At 46.0% G+C, this 24,755-nt stretch carries 21 protein-coding genes and 1 riboswitch; of the genes, 14 read left to right on the top strand and 7 right to left on the bottom strand.

The window, feature by feature from the left end; translation table 11 throughout:
• Positions 1–3: 3 nt before the first annotated feature.
• Positions 4–903, bottom strand: coding sequence for a lipid A biosynthesis acyltransferase (locus VC182_RS05385; protein WP_323484734.1), 900 nt, complete (start codon positions 901–903; stop codon positions 4–6).
• 23 nt (positions 904–926) lie between these two features.
• A complete protein-coding gene (locus tag VC182_RS05380; RefSeq protein WP_323484733.1) occupies positions 927–1,787 on the bottom strand; it encodes a lysophospholipid acyltransferase family protein in 861 nt (286 codons plus the stop codon).
• 203 nt (positions 1,788–1,990) lie between these two features.
• On the opposite strand from VC182_RS05380, the gene metK reads away from it, so the two are divergent.
• The 3 genes from metK to metF all read left to right on the top strand — a co-directional run bounded on the left by metK (position 1,991) and on the right by metF (position 5,706).
• Positions 1,991–3,157 carry a methionine adenosyltransferase gene (gene metK, locus VC182_RS05375; protein WP_072582616.1) on the top strand — a complete coding sequence of 389 codons (1,167 nt, stop codon included), beginning with the start codon at positions 1,991–1,993 and terminating at the stop codon, positions 3,155–3,157.
• Positions 3,158–3,224: 67 nt separating this feature from the next.
• Positions 3,225–3,337, top strand: a riboswitch (S-adenosyl-L-homocysteine riboswitch).
• A 61-nt stretch (positions 3,338–3,398) separates the two neighbouring features.
• Positions 3,399–4,844 carry an adenosylhomocysteinase gene (gene ahcY, locus VC182_RS05370; protein ID WP_072582617.1) on the top strand — a complete coding sequence of 482 codons (1,446 nt, stop codon included), beginning with the start codon at positions 3,399–3,401 and terminating at the stop codon, positions 4,842–4,844.
• A gap of 31 nt (positions 4,845–4,875) precedes the next feature.
• A complete protein-coding gene (gene metF, locus VC182_RS05365) occupies positions 4,876–5,706 on the top strand; it encodes a methylenetetrahydrofolate reductase [NAD(P)H] (protein ID WP_072582618.1) in 831 nt (276 codons plus the stop codon).
• Position 5,707: 1 nt separating this feature from the next.
• Here metF and VC182_RS05360 read toward each other — a convergent pair whose 3' ends face one another.
• On the bottom strand, positions 5,708–6,325 hold the full coding sequence (locus VC182_RS05360) for a 5-formyltetrahydrofolate cyclo-ligase (RefSeq protein WP_323484732.1): 618 nt from the start codon (positions 6,323–6,325) through the stop codon (positions 5,708–5,710).
• Positions 6,326–6,418: 93 nt separating this feature from the next.
• Between VC182_RS05360 and VC182_RS05355 the strand changes: the two genes are divergently transcribed.
• Genes VC182_RS05355 through VC182_RS05345 form a run of 3 tightly spaced genes read left to right on the top strand, consistent with a single transcriptional unit; the run spans position 6,419 to position 10,452 of the window.
• Positions 6,419–8,377, top strand: a complete 1,959-nt coding sequence (locus VC182_RS05355; RefSeq protein WP_072582620.1) for a lytic transglycosylase domain-containing protein — start codon at positions 6,419–6,421, stop codon at positions 8,375–8,377.
• Positions 8,378–8,413: 36 nt separating this feature from the next.
• Positions 8,414–9,322 carry a complex I NDUFA9 subunit family protein gene (locus VC182_RS05350; protein ID WP_323484731.1) on the top strand — a complete coding sequence of 303 codons (909 nt, stop codon included), beginning with the start codon at positions 8,414–8,416 and terminating at the stop codon, positions 9,320–9,322.
• On the top strand, positions 9,322–10,452 hold the full coding sequence (locus VC182_RS05345; protein WP_323484730.1) for a polynucleotide adenylyltransferase: 1,131 nt from the start codon (positions 9,322–9,324) through the stop codon (positions 10,450–10,452). Before VC182_RS05350 ends, VC182_RS05345 begins: the two co-directional genes overlap by 1 nt.
• Before the next feature lie 9 nt (positions 10,453–10,461).
• On the opposite strand, the gene VC182_RS05340 is transcribed toward VC182_RS05345, so the two are convergent.
• Positions 10,462–11,649 (bottom strand): class I SAM-dependent methyltransferase, encoded by a 1,188-nt coding sequence (locus tag VC182_RS05340; protein ID WP_323484729.1) that lies wholly within the window; start codon positions 11,647–11,649, stop codon positions 10,462–10,464.
• A gap of 25 nt (positions 11,650–11,674) precedes the next feature.
• Between VC182_RS05340 and VC182_RS05335 the strand changes: the two genes are divergently transcribed.
• From VC182_RS05335 to VC182_RS05300, 8 genes are all read left to right on the top strand, one after another.
• Complete coding sequence (locus tag VC182_RS05335) at positions 11,675–12,484, top strand: SDR family oxidoreductase (protein WP_072582624.1); 810 nt, start codon at positions 11,675–11,677, stop codon at positions 12,482–12,484.
• A 23-nt stretch (positions 12,485–12,507) separates the two neighbouring features.
• A complete protein-coding gene (locus VC182_RS05330) occupies positions 12,508–12,903 on the top strand; it encodes a dihydroneopterin aldolase (RefSeq protein WP_072582625.1) in 396 nt (131 codons plus the stop codon).
• Between the two features lie 23 nt (positions 12,904–12,926).
• The gene (gene ttcA, locus VC182_RS05325; protein ID WP_323484728.1) at positions 12,927–13,835 is read left to right on the top strand and encodes a tRNA 2-thiocytidine(32) synthetase TtcA; all 909 of its coding nucleotides are present in this window, start codon (positions 12,927–12,929) and stop codon (positions 13,833–13,835) included.
• Positions 13,832–15,325: a bifunctional UDP-N-acetylglucosamine diphosphorylase/glucosamine-1-phosphate N-acetyltransferase GlmU gene (glmU, locus tag VC182_RS05320; protein ID WP_323484727.1), complete on the top strand. Its 1,494-nt coding sequence runs from the start codon at positions 13,832–13,834 to the stop codon at positions 15,323–15,325. The genes ttcA and glmU overlap by 4 nt, the downstream gene beginning before the upstream one ends.
• Positions 15,325–17,157 (top strand): glutamine--fructose-6-phosphate transaminase (isomerizing), encoded by a 1,833-nt coding sequence (gene glmS, locus VC182_RS05315; protein WP_323484726.1) that lies wholly within the window; start codon positions 15,325–15,327, stop codon positions 17,155–17,157. The genes glmU and glmS overlap by 1 nt, the downstream gene beginning before the upstream one ends.
• A gap of 141 nt (positions 17,158–17,298) precedes the next feature.
• Positions 17,299–18,825, top strand: coding sequence for an efflux transporter outer membrane subunit (locus VC182_RS05310; protein WP_323484725.1), 1,527 nt, complete (start codon positions 17,299–17,301; stop codon positions 18,823–18,825).
• A 169-nt stretch (positions 18,826–18,994) separates the two neighbouring features.
• A complete protein-coding gene (locus VC182_RS05305; protein ID WP_323484756.1) occupies positions 18,995–20,134 on the top strand; it encodes an efflux RND transporter periplasmic adaptor subunit in 1,140 nt (379 codons plus the stop codon).
• Positions 20,135–20,141: 7 nt separating this feature from the next.
• Positions 20,142–23,177, top strand: coding sequence for an efflux RND transporter permease subunit (locus tag VC182_RS05300; RefSeq protein WP_323484724.1), 3,036 nt, complete (start codon positions 20,142–20,144; stop codon positions 23,175–23,177).
• A gap of 19 nt (positions 23,178–23,196) precedes the next feature.
• Here VC182_RS05300 and VC182_RS05295 read toward each other — a convergent pair whose 3' ends face one another.
• The 3 genes from VC182_RS05295 to VC182_RS05285 are packed head-to-tail and all read right to left on the bottom strand — an operon-like array spanning position 23,197 to position 24,695.
• Positions 23,197–23,859, bottom strand: coding sequence for a glutathione S-transferase family protein (locus VC182_RS05295; protein ID WP_323484723.1), 663 nt, complete (start codon positions 23,857–23,859; stop codon positions 23,197–23,199).
• Positions 23,860–23,887: 28 nt separating this feature from the next.
• On the bottom strand, positions 23,888–24,388 hold the full coding sequence (locus tag VC182_RS05290; protein ID WP_072582631.1) for a flavin reductase family protein: 501 nt from the start codon (positions 24,386–24,388) through the stop codon (positions 23,888–23,890).
• A gap of 10 nt (positions 24,389–24,398) precedes the next feature.
• Positions 24,399–24,695 (bottom strand): hypothetical protein, encoded by a 297-nt coding sequence (locus tag VC182_RS05285; RefSeq protein WP_323484722.1) that lies wholly within the window; start codon positions 24,693–24,695, stop codon positions 24,399–24,401.
• Positions 24,696–24,755 lie beyond the last annotated feature (60 nt).

The raw sequence follows: 24,755 nt of genomic DNA, 5'->3' as shown, positions 1-24,755 counted from the left end.
CGTTTAATCGTAAAGACTCGGTTCGCCTTCGGGCCTATGTTTAAAACGCTTATGAACCCAATAGTACTCTGCTGGTCTTTCTTGAACAAGTTCCTCGATATATTGATTTAGGCGAGCAGTATCTTTTTCAACATCATCGCTAGGGAAGTTTGGCAATGGCTCACTAATATGGCAGGTATAGCCTTTACGGTCTTTGTTTAAGGTAGTTGTCATCAAACATACCTCAGCGCCACTGAGTCTTGCCAGGCGCGAGACTGAGGTAATGGTGTTGGTCTGTATGCCAAAGAAAGGGACAAAGACAGAGTCACGTGGACCCAAGTCAATATCAGGGGCAATGAAAATAAAGTTACCCGTTTGAATTTCACGAATCAGGTCACGTAAGCGGCTCTGTCGCTCAATGGACTTCCCACCAAAGCGATTTCTCCACTCAATCATTTTTTGATTGAAGAAAGGATTCTTCATGTTTTGATAAAGGCCTGCACCACGGGGCCAGTCGTGTTGATTGGCCAATACTGAAAGCGCCATAAAGCCGCCTTCAAGCCCAACAAAGTGTGGATTAATCAGTAGGCGTGGCTTGCGATCTCCCAAAGTAATCGCTGATTCAATGGTGACGATATCGGTAATTTGTTTGCCACTACCCAGCCAGATACGACTTCTCTCTAATACGCTGCGGCCAAATAATTTCCAATGCTCAATCGCCAGATCATCAAGTTCTTTTTCACTGAGAGTGGGAAAGCACAAACGTAAATTAGTCTTGACTACGTGGGTGCGGCTGTTTGGAATATGGGCGGCAAGCCAGCCCAGGCCGTAGCCCACATGGATGGTGATCGTATAAGGCAGAAAGGCAAAGAGACGCAAAAGACTGAGCGCCAAGAAATTGAAGAGGTTTTGTAACCAGGTCATTTCAAAAATGATAACGAATTTATTTAATTTCTTGGAGGAAATTCTGCACCGGCGGGATGCTTATAGCGGTTGTATGACCAAATAAATTGTTCTGGCGCAACCAGAACTGCATTTTCAATTGCAACGTTGAGTTCTGCGGCGGCAAGATTGGCATCTTCAGATAAAGGCGCAAGACGAGTAGCCTGCATGAGCCATCCTTGGCCAATACCTTTGCGCTTAGCGGTAAACATGACTACTGGCGTGTTATTCCTATTGGCTAGGCGCGCCGGTAATGGCGTTGTGTATGCAGGACGTCCAAAGAATGGGACCCAAACACCTTCGCCACCACTAGGCACTTGATCTGGAAGAATGCCAATCGCTTCGCCTCGGGTGAGCGCTCTAGTCATTTGGCGCACGCCATTGAGGTTGGTCGGCACGAAATGCATATTCGGATAGGCGCGACCTTCTTCTACTACTTCATTGAGCCATTCTTGGCGTGAAGGTCGATAGAGAATCGTTGCTGGGAAATGCTGTGCGAGAACACGTGGAATGATCTCAAAGCCACCAAGGTGAGGAGTCAGCATCACTAAGCCGTGCCCTTCGCCGATCGCCGCCTCAACCACATCCCAGTTTTGCACTTCCACTAATTTCAGTGCTTTTGCAGGGTTGCGCCAAATCCACAAGCTATCTGAAAACAGCATTCCAGAGGCCCTTACTGCATCCCAAAGCTTGAATGGCAGGCCCCGTGCGTCAACTACTGCTTCGTATTGGGGTTTAAAGAGTGAGCGATATTGCTTGGAGCCAAGGTAAGCCAGCATGCCTAAAAAGGCCCCAATCACTTGCACTAGCGCAAGAGGAAGCACGGCAATCGCATTAAGGCAGAGCTTGAGAAGGAGTGTTCGCACCCCCTAATGATATTCAATGCCGCTCTCAGTGTGTGGATTTCAGCATGCCTTGCTGAATTAGGCATTTTTCGGATAGAATCCATCCATCGCTGAGTTAAGGCAACTTGCAGGGCGATTCATAAATTCTGCTAAAGCGTCGCCGTTGTAGTTCCTGGCACGTCGAGTTGTCCCAATGATCGTGTTAATTATTAAAGGAATATGCAATGGCAAATGATTACTTCTTTACCTCAGAATCCGTTTCTGAAGGTCACCCCGATAAAGTAGCAGACCAAATCTCTGATTCGATTCTTGATGCCATCTTGGCTCAAGATCCTACTGCACGTGTTGCAGCAGAAACTTTGTGTAACACCGGTTTAGTCGTTTTGGCTGGTGAAATCACTACAAACGCCAACGTTGACTACATCCAAGTTGCTCGCAATACTTTGCGTGAAATTGGTTACGACAACACTGACTACGGTATCGACTACAAAGGTTGTGCAGTATTGGTTGCTTACGACAAGCAAAGCCCTGATATCGCTCAAGGTGTTGATAAAGCCCATGATGACGGCTTGGATCAAGGCGCTGGTGACCAAGGCCTCATGTTTGGTTACGCTTGTGATGAAACTGCAGAGCTCATGCCTTTGCCAATTCACTTGTCACACCGCTTGGTTGAGCGTCAATCACAGTTGCGTCGCGATGGCCGTTTGAACTGGTTGCGCCCGGATGCAAAGTCACAAGTGACCTTGCGCTATGTGGATGGCAAGCCGGATTCTATTGATACTGTTGTGTTGTCTACTCAACACGATGAAGAAATTTCTCTCGAAAAATTACGTGAAGCAGTCATTGAAGAAATCATCAAACCAGTATTGCCTAAGCATTTGATCAAAGGCGCTATTAATTTCTTGGTAAACCCAACTGGACGTTTTGTTATCGGCGGCCCACAGGGCGATTGTGGTTTAACTGGTCGCAAAATTATTGTGGACACCTACGGTGGTGCAGCTCCTCACGGCGGCGGCGCTTTCTCTGGTAAAGATCCATCTAAGGTTGACCGTTCTGCTGCATACGCTGGACGTTATGTTGCGAAGAACGTAGTTGCTGCTGGTTTGGCAAGCAAGTGCTTGATTCAGATCTCCTATGCGATTGGTGTTGCTAAACCAACCTCAGTCATGGTGAGCACTTTTGGTACTGGCAAGATTTCGGATGAGAAGATTGCTCAATTGGTTTCTGAGCACTTTGACTTGCGTCCAAAAGGTATCGTGAAGATGCTTAACCTCTTGCGCCCAATTTATAAAAAGACTGCTGCTTATGGCCACTTTGGTCGTGAAGAGCCAGAATTTACTTGGGAGCAAACAGATAAAGCGGCTGCATTACGTGCGGCAGCAGGTTTGTAAGTAGGAAATACGCAGTTTGTAGGTGTATTGAGGCGAAATATGCCGTAATTGTTTACAATTACGGCATACCTTCAAGGAGCGTTGCAAGGAATGCTGAGACCCAGCACTTCCCCAGGCTTGAAGGGAGTGGGCTCTAAGGTAACCCCCGGAGTTTGCTAATTGCAACCGCGCTCGCTAACCCATGATTCAATGGCTAGCGAGTTTTTACTCCAGCATTGGATCGTATTTAGCTGGAGCATTAATGAATACCGTTTCTGATTTAAATAACTTTGTAGCAACTCGTTGCGCAATCGCTGATATCTCTTTGGCTGACTTTGGTCGCAAAGAAATCGCCATTGCTGAAACCGAGATGCCAGGCTTAATCGCCATTCGTGATGAATTTGCTGCTCAACAGCCATTGCGTGGCGCACGCATTACTGGTTCATTGCACATGACCATTCAAACTGCAGTATTGATCGAGACGCTAGAGGCACTCGGTGCTGAAGTTCAATGGGCATCTTGCAATATTTTCTCTACACAAGACCATGCTGCTGCAGCCATTGCTGCTAACGGCACGCCAGTATTTGCTATTAAAGGCGAAACCCTTGAGCAGTATTGGGACTTTACTCACCGCATTTTTGAGTGGGCTGATGGCGGCTACACCAATATGATTTTGGATGATGGTGGCGATGCTACTTTGTTGTTGCACCTTGGAGCGCGCGCTGAGAAAGATCAAGCTTGCTTGAACAATCCAACTAGCGAAGAAGAAACTATTTTGTTTGCTGCTATCAAGAAAAAATTGGCACAAGATCCAACTTGGTACTCAACACGCTTAGAAAAAGTTAAGGGTGTTACAGAAGAAACGACTACTGGCGTACATCGCCTGTATCAAATGTTTGCTAAGGGCGATTTGAAATTCCCGGCAATCAACGTAAACGACTCTGTTACTAAGAGCAAGTTCGATAATCTCTATGGTTGCCGTGAGTCTTTGGTGGATGCGATCAAGCGTGCTACGGACGTGATGGTGGCTGGTAAGGTTGCCGTGGTTTGTGGTTATGGCGATGTGGGTAAGGGTTCAGCTCAAGCATTGCGCGCCTTATCAGCTCAGGTTTGGGTAACTGAAGTAGATCCAATTTGTGCATTGCAGGCTGCAATGGAAGGCTACCGTGTTGTGACGATGGATTACGCTGCTGATAAAGCGGACATCTTTGTTTCTGCAACAGGCAACTACCATGTGATTACACATGACCACATGGCCAAGATGAAGAATCAAGCCATCGTATGTAACATTGGCCACTTTGATAATGAGATTGATGTTGCTGGTATTGAGAAATACAAGTGGGAAGAAATCAAGCCACAAGTTGACCATGTGATTTTCCCAGCTGCCAATGGCAAGCCTGAAAAGCGCATCATTATTTTGGCTAAAGGTCGTTTGGTTAACCTGGGTTGCGGCACAGGACATCCTTCATATGTCATGAGCTCTTCATTTGCAAACCAAGTGATTGCGCAGATCGAATTGTGGAATGCAGTAGGTACAGATAAATACCCAGTCGGCGTTTACACATTGCCTAAGCATTTGGATGAGAAGGTTGCACGCTTACAGCTCAAGACTCTCAATGCAGAGTTAACTGTGTTGTCAGATCAGCAAGCTTCTTACATTGGCGTAACGAAGGAAGGCCCATACAAGGCTGACCATTACCGTTATTAATCCAGTCACATAGAAACCTAGGCCCAAAATCATGGAATTAAGCGTTGAATTCTTTCCTCCAAAAACACCTGAAGGTGAGACTAAGTTGCATCTTGTGCGTGAGCGTTTTAGTGAAACACTCAAGCCAGCGTTTTATTCCGTGACCTTTGGCGCCGGCGGCTCTACTCAGTCCGGTACTTTAAAAGTGGTGAGTGACATTCACGCTGCTGGTGCGGCTGTTGCTCCTCACTTGTCTTGTGTTGGTAGCTCACGTGAAAGCGTGCGCGAGATGCTCAAGCAATATCAAGCCTTAGGTGTGAAGCGCATTGTGGCTTTGCGCGGTGACTTGCCATCTGGCATGGGTCAGTATGGCGAGTTTCATCATGCCAATGAATTGGTGGAATTTATTCGCTCAGAAACAGGCGATTGGTTTCATATTGATGTAGCTGCTTATCCAGAAACACATCCACAGGCGAAGTCACCTGCTAGTGATATCGATTTCTTTGTGCAAAAGATGAAGGCGGGCGCTAACTCCGCGGTTACTCAGTATTTTTACAACAGCGATGCTTACTTCCGCTTCGTAGACGAGGCTTATGAATTAGGCGTTACACAGCCAATTATTGCCGGCATTATGCCGATTACCAATAGCAGCCAATTATTACGATTCTCTGATGCCTGTGGCGCAGAAATTCCACGCTGGATTCGTTTACGCCTTCAATCCTACGGTGATGACGTCGCGTCTATTCGTGCATTTGGTGAAGAAGTGGTGACCGACTTGTGCGATCAGTTGTTGACTGCTGGCGCACCTGGAATTCATTTCTACTCGCTAAATCAGGCTGATGCAGTTTTAGCGATTGCAGACAATTTGGATTTAACGAAGTAAATCAAATAAGTAAGCCAGACTCCGTCAACAGCATATCCAGGGGCTCGTCATGTGTTTGAGCAGCCCATTGAGAATCATCTAATTTTTGCCAATCAAATCCAACCCCCATGCAAATGAGGTTTGGATTGTCTTTTCGCAGCTGGGCTAGTGTTCGATCAAAATACCCGCCACCATAGCCTAGGCGCCAGTAGTGTGCTTTACCGCTCACAACAGAGCTAGACCAGCCTACGCAGGGAATCAGGATGCAGTCGGGAATGAGTTGTGGCCTGGCAGTGTTTTCTGGGCTGGGCTCAGGAACGCCGTGAGCGCTTGGAATTAATACATCTCCCTCTTGCCACTCGTAGAATTCAAGATGCTTATCCGGGCGTGCATAGGGCAGCGCTAAGCGACGCTGAGGGACATTCTTCATCCAGCTTAATAAAGTGGGGCGTAAATCAATTTCATCTTGAATGGGCCAATAAAGGGCGATTGAGCGAATGGATTTGCCTTCATTTGCTAAAAAATGATTGAGGCCTGCAATCAAGCCCGCTTCTACAGAAGCATGGCCATTCCCAGCAGCAATTTCTTTGCGTTGTTTTAATAAATCTTGGCGAAGAGTTTTTGGTGAATTACCGTGCATATCAACCATTATCAGGCGAAAATTAAAGGATATAGTAATCAATTGCTGCAAGGCCTCTAGCCTTGCAAATAGAGATAGGGTTGAGTCGGAAGAATGAAGTTTGTAACAGTAAACAGCAAATATCTTGAGTGGGCCAAAATTCTGGTTTTGGGCCTAGCGTTAGGCGCGTCCAATTCCTATGCTGAAAAGCTGAAGAAGCCAAGCCTGCCCAAGTCCTATGAAAGCAAAGCTGCCCCAGCTGAAATTACCGATACCGATCGGATGTTTGTCGATTTGCGCGAAGCTGCAAAGAAGAATGATGTATTTCGTACTCAGCAACTTTCATCGAATCTAGTCAACTATCCATTTGATGACTATGTAGCCTACTTCCGTATCAAGCCACAGTTATTTGATAGTGCTGGCGGCGCGCGTAATGACTATGGTGCAGATGCTCAAGTAGTCGCGTTCTTAAATCAATATCAAGGCACAGCATTAGCTGACCGTATGCGCAATGATTGGTTATTGGTTTTGGGTAAGCGTAGGGACTGGGCACGCTTTGATGTGGAGTACGCTAAGTTTGTATTGGATGACGATACACAAGTGAAGTGCTATTCCCTGCTATCAAAATTATCACAAGGCGAAAACCCAACTAAATTGGCGATTGATTCTCGAGCAGTGTTGCTTGACCCAAGTTATTTTGGACAAGCATGTCAAGAATTGGTTCCATCTTTGGTGGCCGCAGGTGGCATGTCCCCGAGTGAGGCTAAAGCTATTGGGCGTGCGGCTAGCGAGAGGGGCTATGACACGATGGCACGTCGCCTTGGCGGTGAAGATCCGATCGCAGATATTGTTAAGGCTGTAAAAGCTGATCCATCAAAGGCCTATCGCGACTTTTCTCAAAACGCTTCACGCTATAGCAAAGAAAACCAAGCCGTTGCTTGGGGCGTGATCGGACAATTTTTAGCCAAAAAATTAGATCCCAATGCGGATGATGCCTATCGCTTACAGCAAGAGCTGGGCTATAACGAACTCCTTTCGGTCGAATCACAAGAGTGGAAAGTGCGCGCAGGCTTGCGCGCTAAAGATTGGGCTCTAGTTAAAAATGCGATTGATGGCATGAACCCAGCGGTGCGGGCTAAAGATCCCGCATGGACCTATTGGTATGGTCGTGCGCTCAAAGCTGAAGGGCAGGACGCAAAGGCCAAAGACAGTTTTGAAATAATTGCGGATCAATATAACTTCTACGGCCAGCTTGCGCGTGAAGAATTAGGCAAATCTAATAATGCGCCTGCTAAAACGAAAGTGACTGAGCAGGAGATAGATGCAATGGCCAGCCGCAAGGGCTTTATTCGTGGTGAGCGCTTGTATTCCATGAATCTTCGCTTCGAAGGTAATCGTGAATGGAATTGGGAATTACGCAATATGACCGACAAGCAGTTGTTAGCAGCTGCCGAATATGCAAAACGAATCAATTTATATGACCGTGTCGTTAACACTGCCGATCGTACCAAGCAAGAGCATGACTTTAGCTTGCGCTACCCAACTCCGTACAAAGAAGAGCTATCTCCAATTGCGCGTCAAATAGATCTCAATCTTGCTTGGGCTTACGGCTTAATTCGTCAAGAGTCACGCTTCATTATGAATGCTGCCTCTTCTGTGGGTGCATCTGGCTTAATGCAGGTGATGCCGAATACTGCAAAGTACGTAGCTAAGAAAATTGGGATGCCCAATTACACCAATGACAAATTGAGTGATATGAATACCAATTTAACTTTAGGTAGTAATTATTTAAATATGGTTTTGATCGATTTAGATGGGTCTTGGGTTTTGGCCTCTGCAGCCTATAACGCAGGCCCTTCGCGCTCAAAGGCTTGGCGGGAAAAATTATCTGGCCCTACAGAGGGTGCTATTTTTGCTGAAACTATTCCGTTTACTGAGACACGTGTGTACGTGAAGAATGTGCTCTCTAATGCAAATTACTATTCATCGGTGATGAGTGGTCAGCCACAATCTTTAAAACAGCGCCTAGGTGTCATTACACCGAAGGCTGCTACTCAATCTGAGCTTCCTTAAACAATCAAACACCGAGCTAAGCAAAGAAAGCTTCCTATGAAATATGACATCCTTCTAATCGGTGGCAATGGATTTGTGGGGCGAGTGATTGCTGCGCAACTTCAACTAGCGGGTTATTCTGTATTAGTTCCAACAGGCCATTTAGGTGCCGCGCGTGAATTACGCATGTTGCCCAAGGTACATGTCGAAGAGGCTGATGTTCATGAGTTTGATGAGCTGCAGAGCCTTTGTGAGCGTATTAAGCAAAATGGTGCCGTGATCAATTTGGTCGGAGTACTGCACGATAAGCCGGCTAAGCCTTATGGAAAGGTATTTAAAGCTGCGCATGTGGAGCTGCCTAAAAACATTATTACGGCAATGCAGCTCCATGGCTTAAAGCGCTATTTACATATGAGCGCATTGGGTGCCGACTCTCATGGTCCATCGATGTACCAGCGCAGCAAAGGTGATGGCGAGGCTGCAGTCAAGGCCAGCAATTTAGATTGGACTATCTTTAGGCCTTCAGTCATTTTTGGGGCGCAGGATCAATTTATTAATTTGTTTTCTAAGTTGACTAAGTTGTTTCCAGCTATGCCTTTGGCAAATTCCCAGGCGCAGTTTCAGCCGGTGAGCGTAGATGATGTTGCAAGTGCATTTGTTAAATCCTTATCGATGCCTCAAACAATTCGTCAGTCCTATGACTTGGTTGGCCCAACGGTTTACACCATGAAAGAGATTGTTGAGTTTGCCGCTCGTAAGGCTAAAACCTCGTGCCTCATCATTCCCGTGCCAGCTTTTGTGGGTTATCTACAGGCATTGGCATTCGAATTCTTGCCAGGTCCTACATTGATGTCTCGTGACAATATTGCATCTATGCAAGTACCCAATACTTTGCCAGCGAATAGTGTTGATGCGTTGCCGGAAGTATTCAAAATGAGTCGTCGCAGCCTAGAGGGCATGCAGTAATGAAAATCTACGCAGTAGGCGGAGCCATTAGGGACACCCTCATGGGCTTGCCTTTGCACGACATTGATTATGTTGTGGTGGGTTCCAGCGTGGATGAGATGATTGCTAAGGGCTTTCGTCCTGTAGGCAAAGATTTCCCAGTATTTTTGCATCCAGAGACGCAGGCTGAATATGCACTGGCGCGCACTGAGCGCAAGACTGGTAAAGGCTACAAAGGCTTTAACTTCTATGCCGACCCTTCTGTCACTCTGGAGCAAGACTTAGAGCGTCGTGATTTAACAATCAATGCAATGGCGCAAGAAGTGGGCGCTGATGGAAAGCAATTCGGCCCTATTATTGATCCTTATAACGGTCAAGAAGATTTGGCTGCCAAAGTATTTCGTCATGTGTCAGATGCATTTGCAGAAGATCCATTGCGGCTCCTGCGTATTGCTCGCTTTGCTGCACGCTTTCCTGAATTTAGTGTTGCTCCTGAAACGCTCAGCGCCCTAAAGGCAATTGTCCAATCAGGTGAGCTAAATGCTTTATCGGCGGAGCGTATTTGGCAGGAATTAGCCAGGGGCTTAGTTGCTTCTAAGCCGATGCGCCTATTTCAGGTTTTATTGGATGCCGGTGCTGCCAGAACGATACTGGGACCTTCATTGACCACCCAACTGTCTGAAGAGTCGTTTCGTGAAGAGCTCATCGCGTATTTTTCCTTAGCTGGAAATAGTATTGAAGAGCGCTGCGCAATTGCCTTAATGAATTTGCCCGCAAATGAAATTCGTTCATGGGCTGAATGTGTGCGCATGCCAATTGATGTGCGAGATTTCAGTGAAATATTCAGCGATCTTAGGGCCTTGATAAACAAGTATCCCAATGCTTCTTATCAGGCAGTTGACGTTTTGAATTGGTTCAACCGTGCAGATGTTTGGCGTAAGCCAGATCGAGCACAAGCACTTTTGAATCTTGCGGATAAATTGGGAATGCCTGTTTCCCCTTTGATCAATGCAATGCGTACTACTCAAGCCATCAATACAGCCGAAATTATTGCTGGCGTAGCTGCAGAAGATCGATCCAACGGCGAGCGGATTGGCAGCGCATTTGAATCTGCCAGGTTGTCTGCAATTACTATGGCTCTAGCTTCTTAAAACGAGCGCCTACAGCCTATTTCTGCCGCGTAGGCCCGGCAGATCTTCGAGTACATATCCCGGTAGCAAACTTTCTAATTTCTTTGAAAATGCAAAAGCTTTAAAGAGTTCGCCCATCTCTGCTTCAGACAATAATTTTTGCAAAGAATTGGAGATCGGCAGGAAGGTTTCTGGATCACTTGGGTCGCCAATTTCTAAAGCAATGTCACCAATGCCAGCATCTAATAGATACGCAGCCTGGTTGGTAAGGTATACATCATCCACATTTTCAGCCAACGCGCTACGAGCAATTTGGGACCATTCAACGTGCGTTGTTAAATCGCAAAGACCAGGTAGATGAAATGGATCTTGAATTGCATGGTGGCGATGATGGGCCATGAGGGTGCCCTCAAGCCTTTGCGGGTGATAGTACTCGCTCTCAGGAAATCCATAGTCAAACGTGAGGAATAGGCCAGCATCTAAATGTTTTGCAACTTGTTGCATCCATGCATTTGCTGGCGCGTGTAGTTCGGTGACATAACCTTCAGAGAAGTTGCCGCTGAGAAGGCTTTCAGGAAGTAATTGTTGTTCGACTGGAGGGCCTACTTTCCAGATCAGTTTGTCATTCTCAAATGCAACACCGTACCAATACCAAAATCCATTTTGATAAATGATGGCATCACAAGGAATCGCATCAATCACTTCGTTGGCCAGAATGATGCCTTTGAAATTTTCGGGTAACTCCGTTAACCAATTGCATTGGGTCTTAAGATGAAGTTGTCCAACAGTATTTCTAATTCTTTCTTGTTGGCGCTGTGCTAAGTCTGGTGAAATTTCGATAATGTCGTAACGATCCAAATGAAAGCCAAGATCATTGAGGCGGGTCAGTATTGAGGTAGCAAGATTTCCTGTCCCAGCGCCAAACTCCAAGATTTGAGTGGGAAGGCCTTTTTCCTTGAGTCCCTCAAGTACCGGTAGGAGAGTGGAGCAAATGGCTGCGCCAAAGAGAGGGCTTAATTCAGGGGCAGTAGTGAAATCGCCGCCGGCACCTAATTTGTGAGCGCCAGCGCTGTAATAGCCCATGCCGGGCTCATATAAAGCCATCTCCATATAGCGAGAGAATGGCAGCCAGCCGCCCTGTAAGGCGATTTGAGAGGCTATTTGGGCCTTTAGAAGCGCACTATGCTCCGTTTCAAGGCTGGTCAAGGTAATATCCATAGCTCGCTAGTCTAAGAGAATTTAATTGAACCCTAGTTCAACGCCCCCATCCCAGCAAGGAAAAGCAGTTTTAGTGACTGGCGCCGCCAAGCGCCTGGGTCGAGAAATTGCCTTGCAGTTTGCCCGTCAGGGCTGGGATGTTGCCGTTCATTATGGGCGATCTGAGCAAGAGGCCCAAGAAACCATCAGAGAAATCGAAATGATGGGTGTGAAAGCCCAAGCTTTCCAGGCGGACTTGGCTGATGAGGCTGCCACTAAAAATCTTTTTTTGGCTGTCAGCAAGATATTCCCTAATTTGGCCTGCTTAGTAAATAGCGCGTCTATCTTTGAATATGACCGCGCGAACTCCGGTACCCCGTTAAGTGGAAAAAGTTTGCAAGACCATATGCAAGTCAATTTAACCGCGCCAATTTTGCTATCTCAGCAGATGTTTGAGTTTCAAAAAAGTAAGCCAAATACATTTGGTGTAATTCCAGCGGTAATTCAATTGTTAGATCAAAAGTTGATTAATCTCAATCCAGATTATTTGTCCTACACATTATCTAAAGCAGCGCTACTTTCTTCTGTTGAATTATTGGCAATGGATTTCGCGCCCCATCTGCGTGTAGTCGGATTAGCACCAGGAATCTCTTTGCCATCAGGCGATCAAACAATGGATGGTTTTTCCAAAGCACATCAAATGACGCCACTGGGAAGATCCTCAACACCAGCAGATATTGCAAAGGCAGCCGTATTTTTGGCGGACTCTAGCGCCATCACCGGAACCACCTTATATGTGGACGGCGGGCAACATTTATTGCCATCATCACGTGATGTGATGTTCAAAACTAATTAAGTATTTTTAAAAAGCAAACATACATGCACGCTATTCTTTCTCATCCCGCTCTTGTTGACTGTCGCCGTTTATTTCTCCGGGACTATGAGATTTATATCAACATCGGAGTTCATGACTTTGAGAAAAAAGCAGAGCAGCGCGTCATCCTCAATGTGGACTTATATATTCCCCTTGACATGAATACGCCAACGAATGATCAGTTGGATGAAGTGGTGGATTACGACTTCATGCGCGAAACTATTAAGGCTCGGGCCTTTCAGGGGCATATTCATTTGCAGGAAACCTTCTGCGATGACATCGTGACGGCAATGTTGCTTCACCCAAAGGTGTTGGCTGCGCGTGTAAGTACGGCTAAGCCAGATGTCTATCCAGATTGCCACTCGGTAGGCGTTGAAGTATTTCGTATCAAGACTTCTTAAATAGAATTTAGAAAAGAACTCTTATGGGCGATATTCGTAAAGTTGTCTTCGAAGAAAACAAGCTAGAGAAGAAACTCTGCCGCTTGGTAGGTCAGGCCATTGGTGACTTTGGCATGATTGAAGATGGTGACAAAGTGATGGTGTGTGTATCGGGCGGTAAAGATAGCTATGCCATGCTCGATATTCTGATGAAGCTGCGTGAGCGTGCACCAATCAATTTTGAAATTGTTGCAGTGAACTTAGATCAGAAGCAGCCTAACTTCCCTGCTGAAATCTTGCCCAATTATTTAAAGAGTTTAGGTGTTCAGTATCACATCGAAGAGCAAGATACTTACAGCATTGTGAAGCGTGTGATTCCTGAGGGTAAAACTACTTGCGGATTATGCTCACGCTTACGCCGTGGCATTTTGTATCGTGTTGCAGATGAGTTGGGCGCAACGAAGATTGCTTTAGGCCATCATCGTGATGACATTCTAGAAACTTTAATGCTCAATATGTTTTATGCGGGCAAACTAAAAGGGATGCCGCCCAAGTTACGCTCAGATGATGGCAAGCATATAGTGATTCGCCCCTTGGCATATGTCCCTGAGAAACTGCTTGAACGTTATGCGGCAGATATGAACTTCCCGATTATTCCTTGTGATTTATGTGGAAGTCAGCCCAATTTGCAGCGCCAGGTCATGAAAGAAATGCTGCGCGATTGGGAAAAGAAGCATCCAGGTCGAGTGGAGAACTTGTTCCGCTCTATGCATCACATCGTCCCATCCCATTTGATGGATGGTGAAGCCTTTGATTTCAAAAATCTGGAGATTTCCACCGAGTTAGCGGGTATTGCTGCTAGATCTTCTGGCGACAGGGCAATTGATGAGGCTGAATTGGATGAATTAGCCTGTGGAACCATGATTCAGGGGACTTATAATCCCCCTTTATGAATATCGTCATTTTGGCTGCTGGGCAAGGAAAGCGGATGAAATCCGCTCTGCCAAAGGTCCTGCAAACTCTCGCAGGCAAACCTCTGCTCCAACACGTTCTCAATACCGCTCTTTCGCTACAGGATAAGAAGGCTAAATCTGGCCCCGTTGTAGTGGTTGGTCATGGTGCGGCAGATGTAAAGACATTCTTATTAAATGCCGGCAAGGAAGATCCAAGCTTTGGCAAAGTAAGCACTGCGCTGCAATCAGAGCAAAAAGGAACGGGTCACGCGCTATTACAAGCCCTACCTAAATTAGATGTTCAAGAGCCAACTTTAGTTTTATATGGCGATGTTCCCCTCACTACAAAAAAGACGCTAGCCAAATTAGCAAAGTTAGCTGATGGCGTTAGAGGACAAGACTCTGCATTAGCTTTGCTGACACAGAACCTCAGCAACCCTACTGGCTATGGCCGCATCGTGCGCGATGCTGACGGCTCTGTAAAAGAGATTGTTGAAGAGAAAGATGCAACGCCAGCGCAAAAATCGATTCAAGAAATTAACACCGGCATCATGGTATTGCCAACGAACTCATTAAAGAAGTGGCTCAAGTCTTTACGCGCCAGCAATGCACAAGGCGAGTACTACTTGACTGACGTGATTGCTATGGCTGTTAAAGATGGCGTGCCGATTCGAACAACGCAAGCTGATGATGAGTTTGAAACTATTGGTGTCAATAGTCGTGATCAACTTGCTGCATTAGAGCGTGTACACCAACTCAATAATGCTTATCAATTAATGGATGCAGGCGTATCGCTTGCTGATCCTGCGCGTATTGATGTACGTGGCACCTTAGAGTGCGGCACTGATGTATCAATTGATGTTGGTTGTGTATTTGAAGGTTGTGTAACTCTAGATACTGGTACTAAGGTTGGACCATATTGCGTGATTCGCAATAGCGTGATCGGCAAAGGCGTTTCTATTTATGCATATAGCCATGTGGACGGCGCAAAAGTGGGCAATCAATCATTAATTGGCCCTTATGCTCGTTTGCGTCCTGGCGCAGATTTATCAAACGATGTACATATTGGTAATTTCGTAGAAGTGAAGAACAGCAAAATTGCTGCTAATAGCAAAGCCAATCATTTGACTTATGTGGGCGACTCTATTGTTGGCTCCAGAGTCAACATTGGTGCTGGCACTATTACTTGTAACTACGATGGCGTTAACAAACATCAGACCATTATTGAGGATGATGTCTTCATTGGCTCGGATACTCAGTTGGTTGCACCTGTGCGTGTTGGCCGTGGCGCCACATTGGGTGCGGGAACAACTTTGACTAAAGATGCTCCTGCCAATCAACTGACTGTATCTCGAGCAAAACAAATTTCCTTACAGTGGCAGCGCCCTGTCAAGCAAGAAAAGAAACCAGTAAAAAAAGCAGCATCAAAGACGGCTGTGAAGAAGGCCGTCAAGAAGCCGGTTAAGAAAACTGCAAAGGGTAAAAAATAATGTGCGGCATTGTTGGCGCGGCTTCCCGTAAAAATATTGTTGATGTTTTGGTTGAGGGTTTACGCCGCCTAGAGTACCGTGGCTATGACTCTTGTGGTTTTGCGGTAATTAATGGTGAGGATGCCAAGCATCCCATCGAAAGAGCTCGAACTACTGCACGTGTTTCTGAATTAGGTGAGCAAGGTAAAGATTTTTTCGGCACCTTGGGTATTGCGCACACACGTTGGGCTACCCACGGTAAGCCAGATACCCAAAATGCACACCCACATACTTCAAACGATTTAATTGCAGTCGTACATAACGGCATTATTGAGAACTATGAAGTTCTGCGCTCAGATTTAAAGGCTGCTGGATATGTGTTTACCTCTGAAACAGATACTGAAGTTATCGCCCATTTAATTCACCAGCAATATGTTGCTAGTGGCCAAAAAGATATTGCAGCATCGGTAAGAGCGGTGCTCCCTCAATTGCATGGCGCATACGCTATTGGCGTTATCTCTCAAGATAATCCAAGCATTTTAGTAGGCGCCCGCGTTGGATCTCCTTTGGTGGTTGCTATTGGTGATCATGAGCACTTTTTGGCTTCTGATGCTTTGGCATTGGCAGGACGCGCTCATTCCATTATGTATTTGGAAGAAGGTGATGTAGTTGTTCTCAAGGCTGATTCCGTTGAGGTAATTGATCAAGCTGGTAAGGTCGCCCAAAGAGAGTTGAAGCCTATGCCAGCTCAAGCTGACTCAGTTGATCTCGGCCCTTATCAGCATTACATGCAAAAAGAAATCTTTGAGCAGCCTAGAGCAATTGGCGACACGCTTGCTAATATCGCTGACTTTGGCCCTGAACTATTTGAAGCTAAGCCAGAAGACTGGAGAGCTTTCGAGCAGATTTTAATATTGGCATGTGGCACAAGTTATTACTCTGCATGTGTTGCTAAATATTGGCTAGAAGATATTGCTGGCATTCCGACTCAAGTAGAAATTGCGAGTGAGTATCGCTACCGCACCACTGTACCTAATCCAAAAACACTTATTGTGGTGGTTTCACAATCTGGTGAGACAGCAGATACTTTGGCGGCATTGCGTCATGCTAAGAGTTTGGGTCACCGCTTTACTTTGGCTATATGCAACGTGGCTAGTAGTGCTATGGTTCGTGAAACCGATTGGCATTTCTTGACCAAGGCTGGTGCTGAAATTGGAGTAGCTTCAACAAAGGCATTTACTACGCAGCTTTTAGCGCTTTATCTCTTAGCGGTTTCGATTGCTAAACGCGATGGCAGAATATCCCCTGAAAAAGAAAAAGAGTTACTGCGTGACTTGCGTCACCTACCGAAAGCACTGCATGCAGTACTAGCGCTTGAGCCACAAATTATTGCTTGGAGCGAGGCATTTTCTAAATGTGAAAATGCCCTATTCCTTGGCCGTGGAATGCACTATCCAATTGCGCTTGAAGGCGCATTAAAGCTCAAAGAGATTTCTTATATTCATGCTGAAGCTTATCCAGCAGGTGAGTTAAAGCATGGGCCGCTTGCTCTAGTTACAGACAAGATGCCGGTTGTTACTGTTGCACCTAATGACGTCTTATTGGAGAAACTCAAATCCAATATGCAAGAAGTCAAAGCACGCGGTGGCAAGCTATATGTTTTTGCTGATCAAGATACTCACATCTCCAGTAGTGAAGGTATCAATGTCATCAAGCTGCCTGAACACTACGGCAACCTCTCCCCTATATTGCACGTAGTTCCTTTACAGCTGTTGGCTTATCACACAGCCTGCGCACGCGGCACTGATGTTGATAAACCCAGAAATCTAGCAAAGAGCGTTACGGTTGAATAATTTTTCGCCCGTTTGACATTCATCTAAAGTTGTGGACAAAATTCAGTAGATAAATCAGGGCTTTACGAAGCCCTGATTGCATTTCTGTGGTCAAATAACTATTGTAAAAGAGGATATTTGTTGCAACTTATGTTTCTGTCGATGCCCCGTCTTTCAGGTTTGAAATTGCTTCCGCTAATTTGCGCGCTAGCTCTCTCTGCATGCGCAGTCGGCCCAGACTTCAAACAACCTGAAGCACCTAAGACCTCTTCCTATACAGAAACCCCTGTAGCTAAGAAGCTCACTACCGCACCTGGAGTACCGGGCGGCACAGATCAAGAGTTTGTTGAAGGCGCAGATATTGAAGCGCAATGGTGGGAGCTTTATAAATCCCCTGAACTTGATGCGTTGATTAAAAGAGCGCTTGAGCAAAATCCAAATTTAGGCGCAGCCGATGCAGCATTGCGTGCTGCCCAAGAAAACGTCAACGCACAAATTGGCGGCCAATATTTTCCGGCAATTGGCCTTGGTGCAAATGCCATAAGACAAAAACAACCTTCAGCTGTGTACGGCATGAACTATGGTTCCGATACTTATAACCTCTACAACACTTCAGTCAATGTAACTTATAAGTTAGATGTCTTTGGTGGAGCTCGGAGGGCGGTTGAAGGTGCGCGTGCTCAAGCAGAGGTTGCGCAGTTTCAATTAGAGGGTGCGTACCTGTCGTTAACAGCTAACGTAGTGACGAGTGCTGTTAAAGAGGCCGCGTTACGTGCACAGATGCAAGCCACAGAAGAAATTCTGAAGGCTCAAACGAATCTTGCCGAGGTAACTGAGAAACAATTAATCATTGGTACGGTTTCTAAGGTAGACGTCACATCCCAGCGAACCCTGGTATCAAACTCTCAAGTGGATCTCTTTAACTACGAAAGAAATCTCGCATTTGCACGCAATCAATTGGCAGTATTAGTGGGAGAGATTCCGAGCAACGCCAATATTGCCAAGTTTGATCTGGCCAATTTGCATTTGCCAGAGAAGCTACCTCTATCGGTGCCTTCCAGCCTGGTGCGGCAACGTCCTGATGTGCGGGCGGCTGAAGCCCAGTTAAAAGCTCAAAATGCTTTTGTGGGCGTTGCAACGGCAAACTTATTGCCGCAATTTAATATCACGGGATCTATTGGTGCTGCCGCACTGACATCCAATGGACTGTTTGGGCCGAACTCTGCGTTATGGACTTTGGGTGGCGGTATCTTGCAACCATTGTTTCAGGGTGGCCAGCTTTTGGCGCAGCGTCGTGGCGCCATTGCGAACTATGAGCAGGCTGCTTTTCAATATCAGGCAACCGTCTTAAATGCATTCCAAGAAGTAGCCAATGCATTACGCGCACTAGAGACTGGTGCGCAAGCACTCAAAGCAGCATCGGACGCAGAGCGTTATGCCTACGAAACTTTGGACTTAGTGCAGCAACAGTACAAACTCGGTACGGCTAGTTATTTAGCAGTGCTCTATTACCAAAATCAGTATCAGCAAGCAAAAGTGAAATCGGTTGCAGCACAAGCAACTCGCTTCTCAGATACGGCAGCTTTATTTGCAGCATTAGGCGGCGGCTGGTGGAATCGTGAAGGCCCTGCTTTTAAACCAAAAGACATAGCGAACAAAGATCAAAATGAAACTTCTGGAACAAATTAAGAACAAGCTCGTTGCTTTGGTTCTTGCCTTATGGGCATGGCTGCAACGTAAAGCAATTGAATGGAAATTGCGTGAGAGAGCAATTGCGCTTTGGGAAAAGACCAAAGCCTTTTGGGCGCGCATGGGTCAGAAATGGCGTGGTACCAAGGCCCATGAAAAGCTCATGGCAATGGAACCTTTGCAACGTCGTATGACTATCATGCTTTGCGGTGTATTTTTATTATTGGGCCTAATCTTCGCTTTCAATCAGCTGAAGACTTTCATGATTAAGCATTTCATCGCGGGTATGGGATTGCCTCCTGCAACGGTTTCCACCATGGTGATTGCAAATACAGAATGGCAGCCCATGTTAACCAGCGTGGGTAATGTCCGCGCATTTAGGGGTGTTGAGCTCAGCACTGAGATTGGCGGCTTAGTACAGACTGTGCCCATTAAGTCAGGTCAAGACGTTAAAGAAGGCGAACTCCTCATTAAATTAAATGATGCATCTGATGTAGCCCAATTAAATTCTTTAAAAGCAATGTCTGACCTAGCTAAAGTCATTAATGAGCGCGATAGACAGCAGTTAGCAATTCAGGCAATTAGTAAGAACGTATTTGATACGAGTGCTGCTGATTCCAAATCAAAACAAGCACAGGTGGAGCAGCAGACTGCTTTAGTGGCCAAGAAAAACCTCAAAGCACCATTTAGTGGCCGGGTAGGTATTGTTTCTATCAATCCAGGACAGTATGTAAATCCTGGCGATAAGCTACTAACGTTACAAACCTTAGACCCTATTTTTGTGGATTTCAACTTACCGCAAAACAATGCTGAACTCATTCAGGTTGGCCAAGAGGTTCAGGTGACTACCGATGCATTTAAGGATGCAAGCTTCACGGGCAAGATTACTGCTGTTAGTCCAAAGGTCGATAGCAATACCCGCAATATTCAAGTCGAGGCGCAACTCGCTAATCCGGATAAGAAAATTCTGCCAGGCATGTTTGCTAATGTGAATATCAAGCTGGGCGATCAAGTGAAATACCTGACCCTACCCCAGACGGCAGTTACCTATAACCCGTATGGCTCGACCATCTTTATTGCAAAACCTACTGGCAAGAAAGATAAGCAAGGCAATCCAGCTCTTGAGGCACAACAGGTATTTGTAACGACTGGATTAACTCGTGGTGATCAAGTGGCCATTTTGAAGGGTGTTGATGAAGGCGCAACGGTGGTTACTAGTGGCCAGCTCAAGCTCAAGAATGGCACGCCACTAATTATTAATAACAAGGTGCAGCCAGCTAATTCACCTGATCCAAAGCCGCAGGAATAAATAGCAGATGAATTGGACTGACATATTCATCCGCAGGCCAGTACTCTCTATGGTGGTGAGTGCTCTTGTATTGATTTTTGGTTTAAAGGCAATTGGTTCTTTGCCTGTAAACCAATACCCGCAAACGCAAAATGCGATTGTGACAATCACTACGGCCTACTATGGTGCCGACCCTGAAACGATTGCAGGCTTTATTACGCAGCCTCTCGAGGCATCTATAGCTCAGGCGCAAGGTATTGATTACTTATCTTCTGCCAGCGTGAGTGGAGTCTCCACTATTACTGCAACTTTGAAGTTGAACTATGACTCAAACGCGGCATTAACGCAGATACAGACTCAAATTGGTGCGGTAAAAAATCAGTTGCCACCGCAGGCACAACAACCTATTTTGACAGTGCAGGTAGGGCAATCTACTGCCGCAATGTATATGGGTTTCTATAGCGATGACATCCCCAATAATGCTATTACCGACTATCTACTGCGAGTTGTAAAGCCAAAGCTGGATTCTGTTGAGGGGGTTCAGAATGCAGAGATTACTGGTGGACGTAAATTTGCCTTGCGCGCCTGGTTGGATCGAGAGAAGATGGCCGGTCTTGGTGTGGGCGCAGATGATGTTTATAACGCAATGTCAGCAAACAATTACTTGTCTGCAGTTGGAAGCACCAAAGGCGAGATGGTCTCGGTTGACTTGGTTGCTGGCACCGACTTGCATACCCTGGATGAGTTTCGCAAGTTAGTCATTAAAAAAGATGGCGTGAATATTGTGTACTTAGACCAAGTGGCCAATGTCACTATGGGTTCTGAGGACTACAACACGAACGTTGCCTTCAGCGGTAAGAGGTCAGTATTTATTGCTATTAAGGTTGCGCCGCAGGCTAACCTATTAGATGTAGCGCAGCGTGTGCGGGATGTTGTGCCAGATATTCAGAAGCAATTACCCACTGGCATGACGGGCAAGATTGTTTATGACTCTACCAAATTTATTACTAGCTCTATTGATGAAGTGGTGTCTACTTTAATAGAGGCCTTGGTGATTGTGACTGTGGTGATCTACCTCTTCTTGGGTAGTGCTCGTGCGGTTGCTGTTCCAGTAATTGCAATGCCTTTATCGCTCATTGGTACTTTCTTCCTCATGCAAGTGCTGGGTTATTCGATTAACTTGCTTACCCTTCTCGCTCTGGTCTTGGCAATTGGATTGGTGGTGGACGATGCCATCATCGTGGTGGAAAACGTTGACCGCCACATGAAAGAAGGTAAGTCACCACTAGAGGCATCTTTAATTGCTGCCCGCGAATTAGGCGGCCCAATTTTGGCGATGACGGTAGTGCTGATTGCGGTGTATATCCCGATTGGCTTTCAGGGTGGCCTAACGGGTGCACTGTTTACCGAATTTGCCTTTACTTTGGCTAGTGCAGTAGCGGTTTCAGGATTGATTGCTTTGACGCTATCCCCAATGATGTGCTCTCGCATCTTTACCGAAGAGCAAGAGGCTTCACCTTTTGTACAAAAGATTGATCGTATTTTTGAGAAGGTACATCACAGCTATCAAACCACTTTACGTGATTTGCTAAGCACTTGGCAGGTCATCATCGTGATGGGCGTCATCTTGTTAGGTGGCGTAGCTTATTTGTACTCAACGGCGCGTGCTGAATTGGCGCCAACTGAAGACCAGGGCATTGTTTTGATGCAAGCATCAGGACCTCCCAATAGTACGGTGACGCAAATGCAGACTTATGCAGATCAAATCTACGCAATTGCCGCTGCAGAACCAGAATACGAACAGGCTTTTCAGATCACCAGCCCAACTTCGAGCTTTGGCGGTATCTTGCTTAAAGACTGGGGTGAGCGCAGTCGTAATGCAACCAAGTTCCAAGAAGATATGCAGCAAAAGTGGAACTCTATTGCAGGCGCACGCGTGGCTGCCTTCCAGTTCCCGGCTTTGCCGGGCGCTCAAGGCTTGCCTGTGCAGGTTGTTATCAATACAACGGAATCTTATGCAGCGTTAAATGAAGTCTCGCAAGCAGTGCTTGATAAAGCGCGCCGCAGTGGCAACTTCTTCTTCGTAGATTCTGATCTTAAGATTGATAAGCCACAAGATGTTTTAGAGATTGATCGAGAAAAAGTCGCTGCATTAGGTATGACCCAGCAACAAGTCGGCGCTGCTTTATCTGCTGCTTTAGGTGGTGGCTACGTTAACTACTTCTCTGTAGCTGGACGTTCTTATCGCGTGATCCCACAAGTGAAGCAAGTGGATCGTTTAAATCCAGATCAAATATTGGATTACTATATTCGCACACCAAGCGGTGCGATGGTTCAAGCGCGCACTATCGCAACGATTAAACAAAGAGTGGTACCGCAGTCTATCAACCACTTCCAGCAATTGAATTCAGCAACAATCTCGGGTGTAAGCACTCCATTTATTTCGCAAGCGGATTTATTGGAGTACATGCGTCAGACTCTGAAAGAGGTTGCGCCGAACGGTTACACCATGGACTACGCAGGCCCGTCACGCCAATTTATGGCTGAATCTGGTGGATTCTTGGTCACCATGTTCTTTGCGATCTTGATTGTGTTCTTAGTGCTTGCAGCGCAGTTTGAAAGTTTCCGGGATCCGATTGTGATTTTGGTTTCTGTGCCGCTAGCCTTATTCGGCGCCCTGATTTTTATTAATTTAGGATTCACTACCTTAAACGTCTATACCCAGGTTGGCTTAGTTACCCTGATGGGCTTGATTAGTAAGCATGGCATTTTGATTGTGGAGTTTGCGAACGAGCTGCAAGAAGCGGGGCGTAGCAAGCTTGATGCTATTGTTGAGGCAAGCAGTGTTCGTCTACGTCCCATTTTAATGACGACTGCGGCGATGGTTCTGGGCGTACTACCTTTAGTGATTGCATCTGGGGCTGGTGCAGCAGGACGTAAATCCATGGGCATCGTGATTTTCACTGGCCTATCAATTGGTACGCTGTTTACACTCTTTGTAGTACCGGCAATGTACTTATTTATTGGTGCCGATCACCACGCTAAGAAATTTAAGCAGCAGTAAAAAATGAAAGACAGAAAAATTATTTAACGATATTGAGTTCTTTTTCAGCAATATCGTTAAAGCAGGTTTCTGTCTCTAGGCGCTTCATCCAAGTATCAATATTCTTATGGGCTGCACGCTCGCCCGTTTGCTGTGGAAAGGTTTGATTCAGAAGAGCCCAACGGCTGACACACAGGGCTAGAGCAATATCGCCAATCTGAAATTGATTTCCTGCGCAATAGCTTTGCTTAGACAATGTTTGATCAAGTAATCCAAGCAAACGATTAGTTTCTTGATACCCCTTGAGAATGGATTCGTATTTACGTTCTGCCTCTGGTGTTCTGGTGAGACCCAGAAATGCAATCCGTAGTGCTGGCCACATCGTGCCCAATTGCCAATCCATCCATTTCTCAGATTCGTACTGAGTCTTAATTTCTGCTGTAAAGCGCCCAGCCTGATCATGCTGACGGGCTAAATAGCGCATGATGGTATTGGATTCCCAAAGCACCACTTCACCATCTTCCAGTGTAGGTACCAAGCCATTTGGGTTGAGATTTAAAAACTCTGGAGTGTTATTGACTCCAAATTGCAGGCCAGCATCGATGCGCTCAAAGTCTTTGCCTTCTTTGAGTCCAAGCTCAGCAAGGCACCACAATACTTTTTGAACGTTAATCGAACTTTTTCGACCCCATAAACGCATCATGGTATTTCCTTACAAAGATAAATTGGTATTAGCTGGCTTTAGTTTCTGTGAAATCGAGACCAACAAATTGGCTGCGCGCAAAAATGAGGGGCTCTCGCTCGGGATGATTTTTTAAGTTAATCACTTTGGCAACAATGATGTTGTGATCACCACCTATGTGAACACAAACAGTTTCACATTCGTAATAAGCTACACAATGATCAATCTGCGTAAGTCCGCTAGCCGCAAGCTTGTGATCAATTCCCTTAAATTGATCGGTCTTCACATTAGCGAAATGCATTGCCAAATTCTCTTGAGAGCGCTCTAGCACATGAATCAGATGTTTCTTGCCAAGCTCAACCCAAGGCATGAGTCTTGAATGCTTCTTGAGACTCCAAAGAATGAGTGGTGGCTCAAGTGAGACAGTATTGAATGAGCTAATCGTAATGCCGTGAGAATTATTTTCCTCATCCAAGCAAGTGATAACAGTGACCCCAGTTGCAAATGATGCGAAACCTTTGCGCAGCTCTTGTGAGGTAAACGGGGTCATTAGTCTTTACTTATTTAGCTTCAGCTTTTGCTGTAGCGGTCAGTGTTGTGCCGGGAATAGGAATCAAAATTTCATCCTCTTCGGCTTTTACGCATCTGAAGCGATATTCATTGCCTGCCTTGGATAGAAAGCTGGCGCCTTCATAGAAATCATCTTTACAGGTCTTGGTGGCGAAATCCATAACATCCTGCGGTGCTGCGCTAGAGGTGATCAGGCGCATATTGCCCATGGACATATTAATTTGGGTGGAATAGCAGCCAGACAGCGCCAAGCCAGAAATCGTAGTTAATAGTAGAATTTTTTTCATGGAAACCTCCATAATCAGCAATGCTCGTTAGGATAAACCTATTAAGCAATTGCTGTGGGG

The sequence above is a fragment of the Polynucleobacter sp. AP-Nickl1-40-C4 genome (genome assembly GCF_035012665.1).
Lineage (GTDB): Bacteria > Pseudomonadota > Gammaproteobacteria > Burkholderiales > Burkholderiaceae > Polynucleobacter.
Note: the sequence above shows the minus strand (reverse complement) of the source record. Positions and strands in the feature narration are given on the sequence as shown.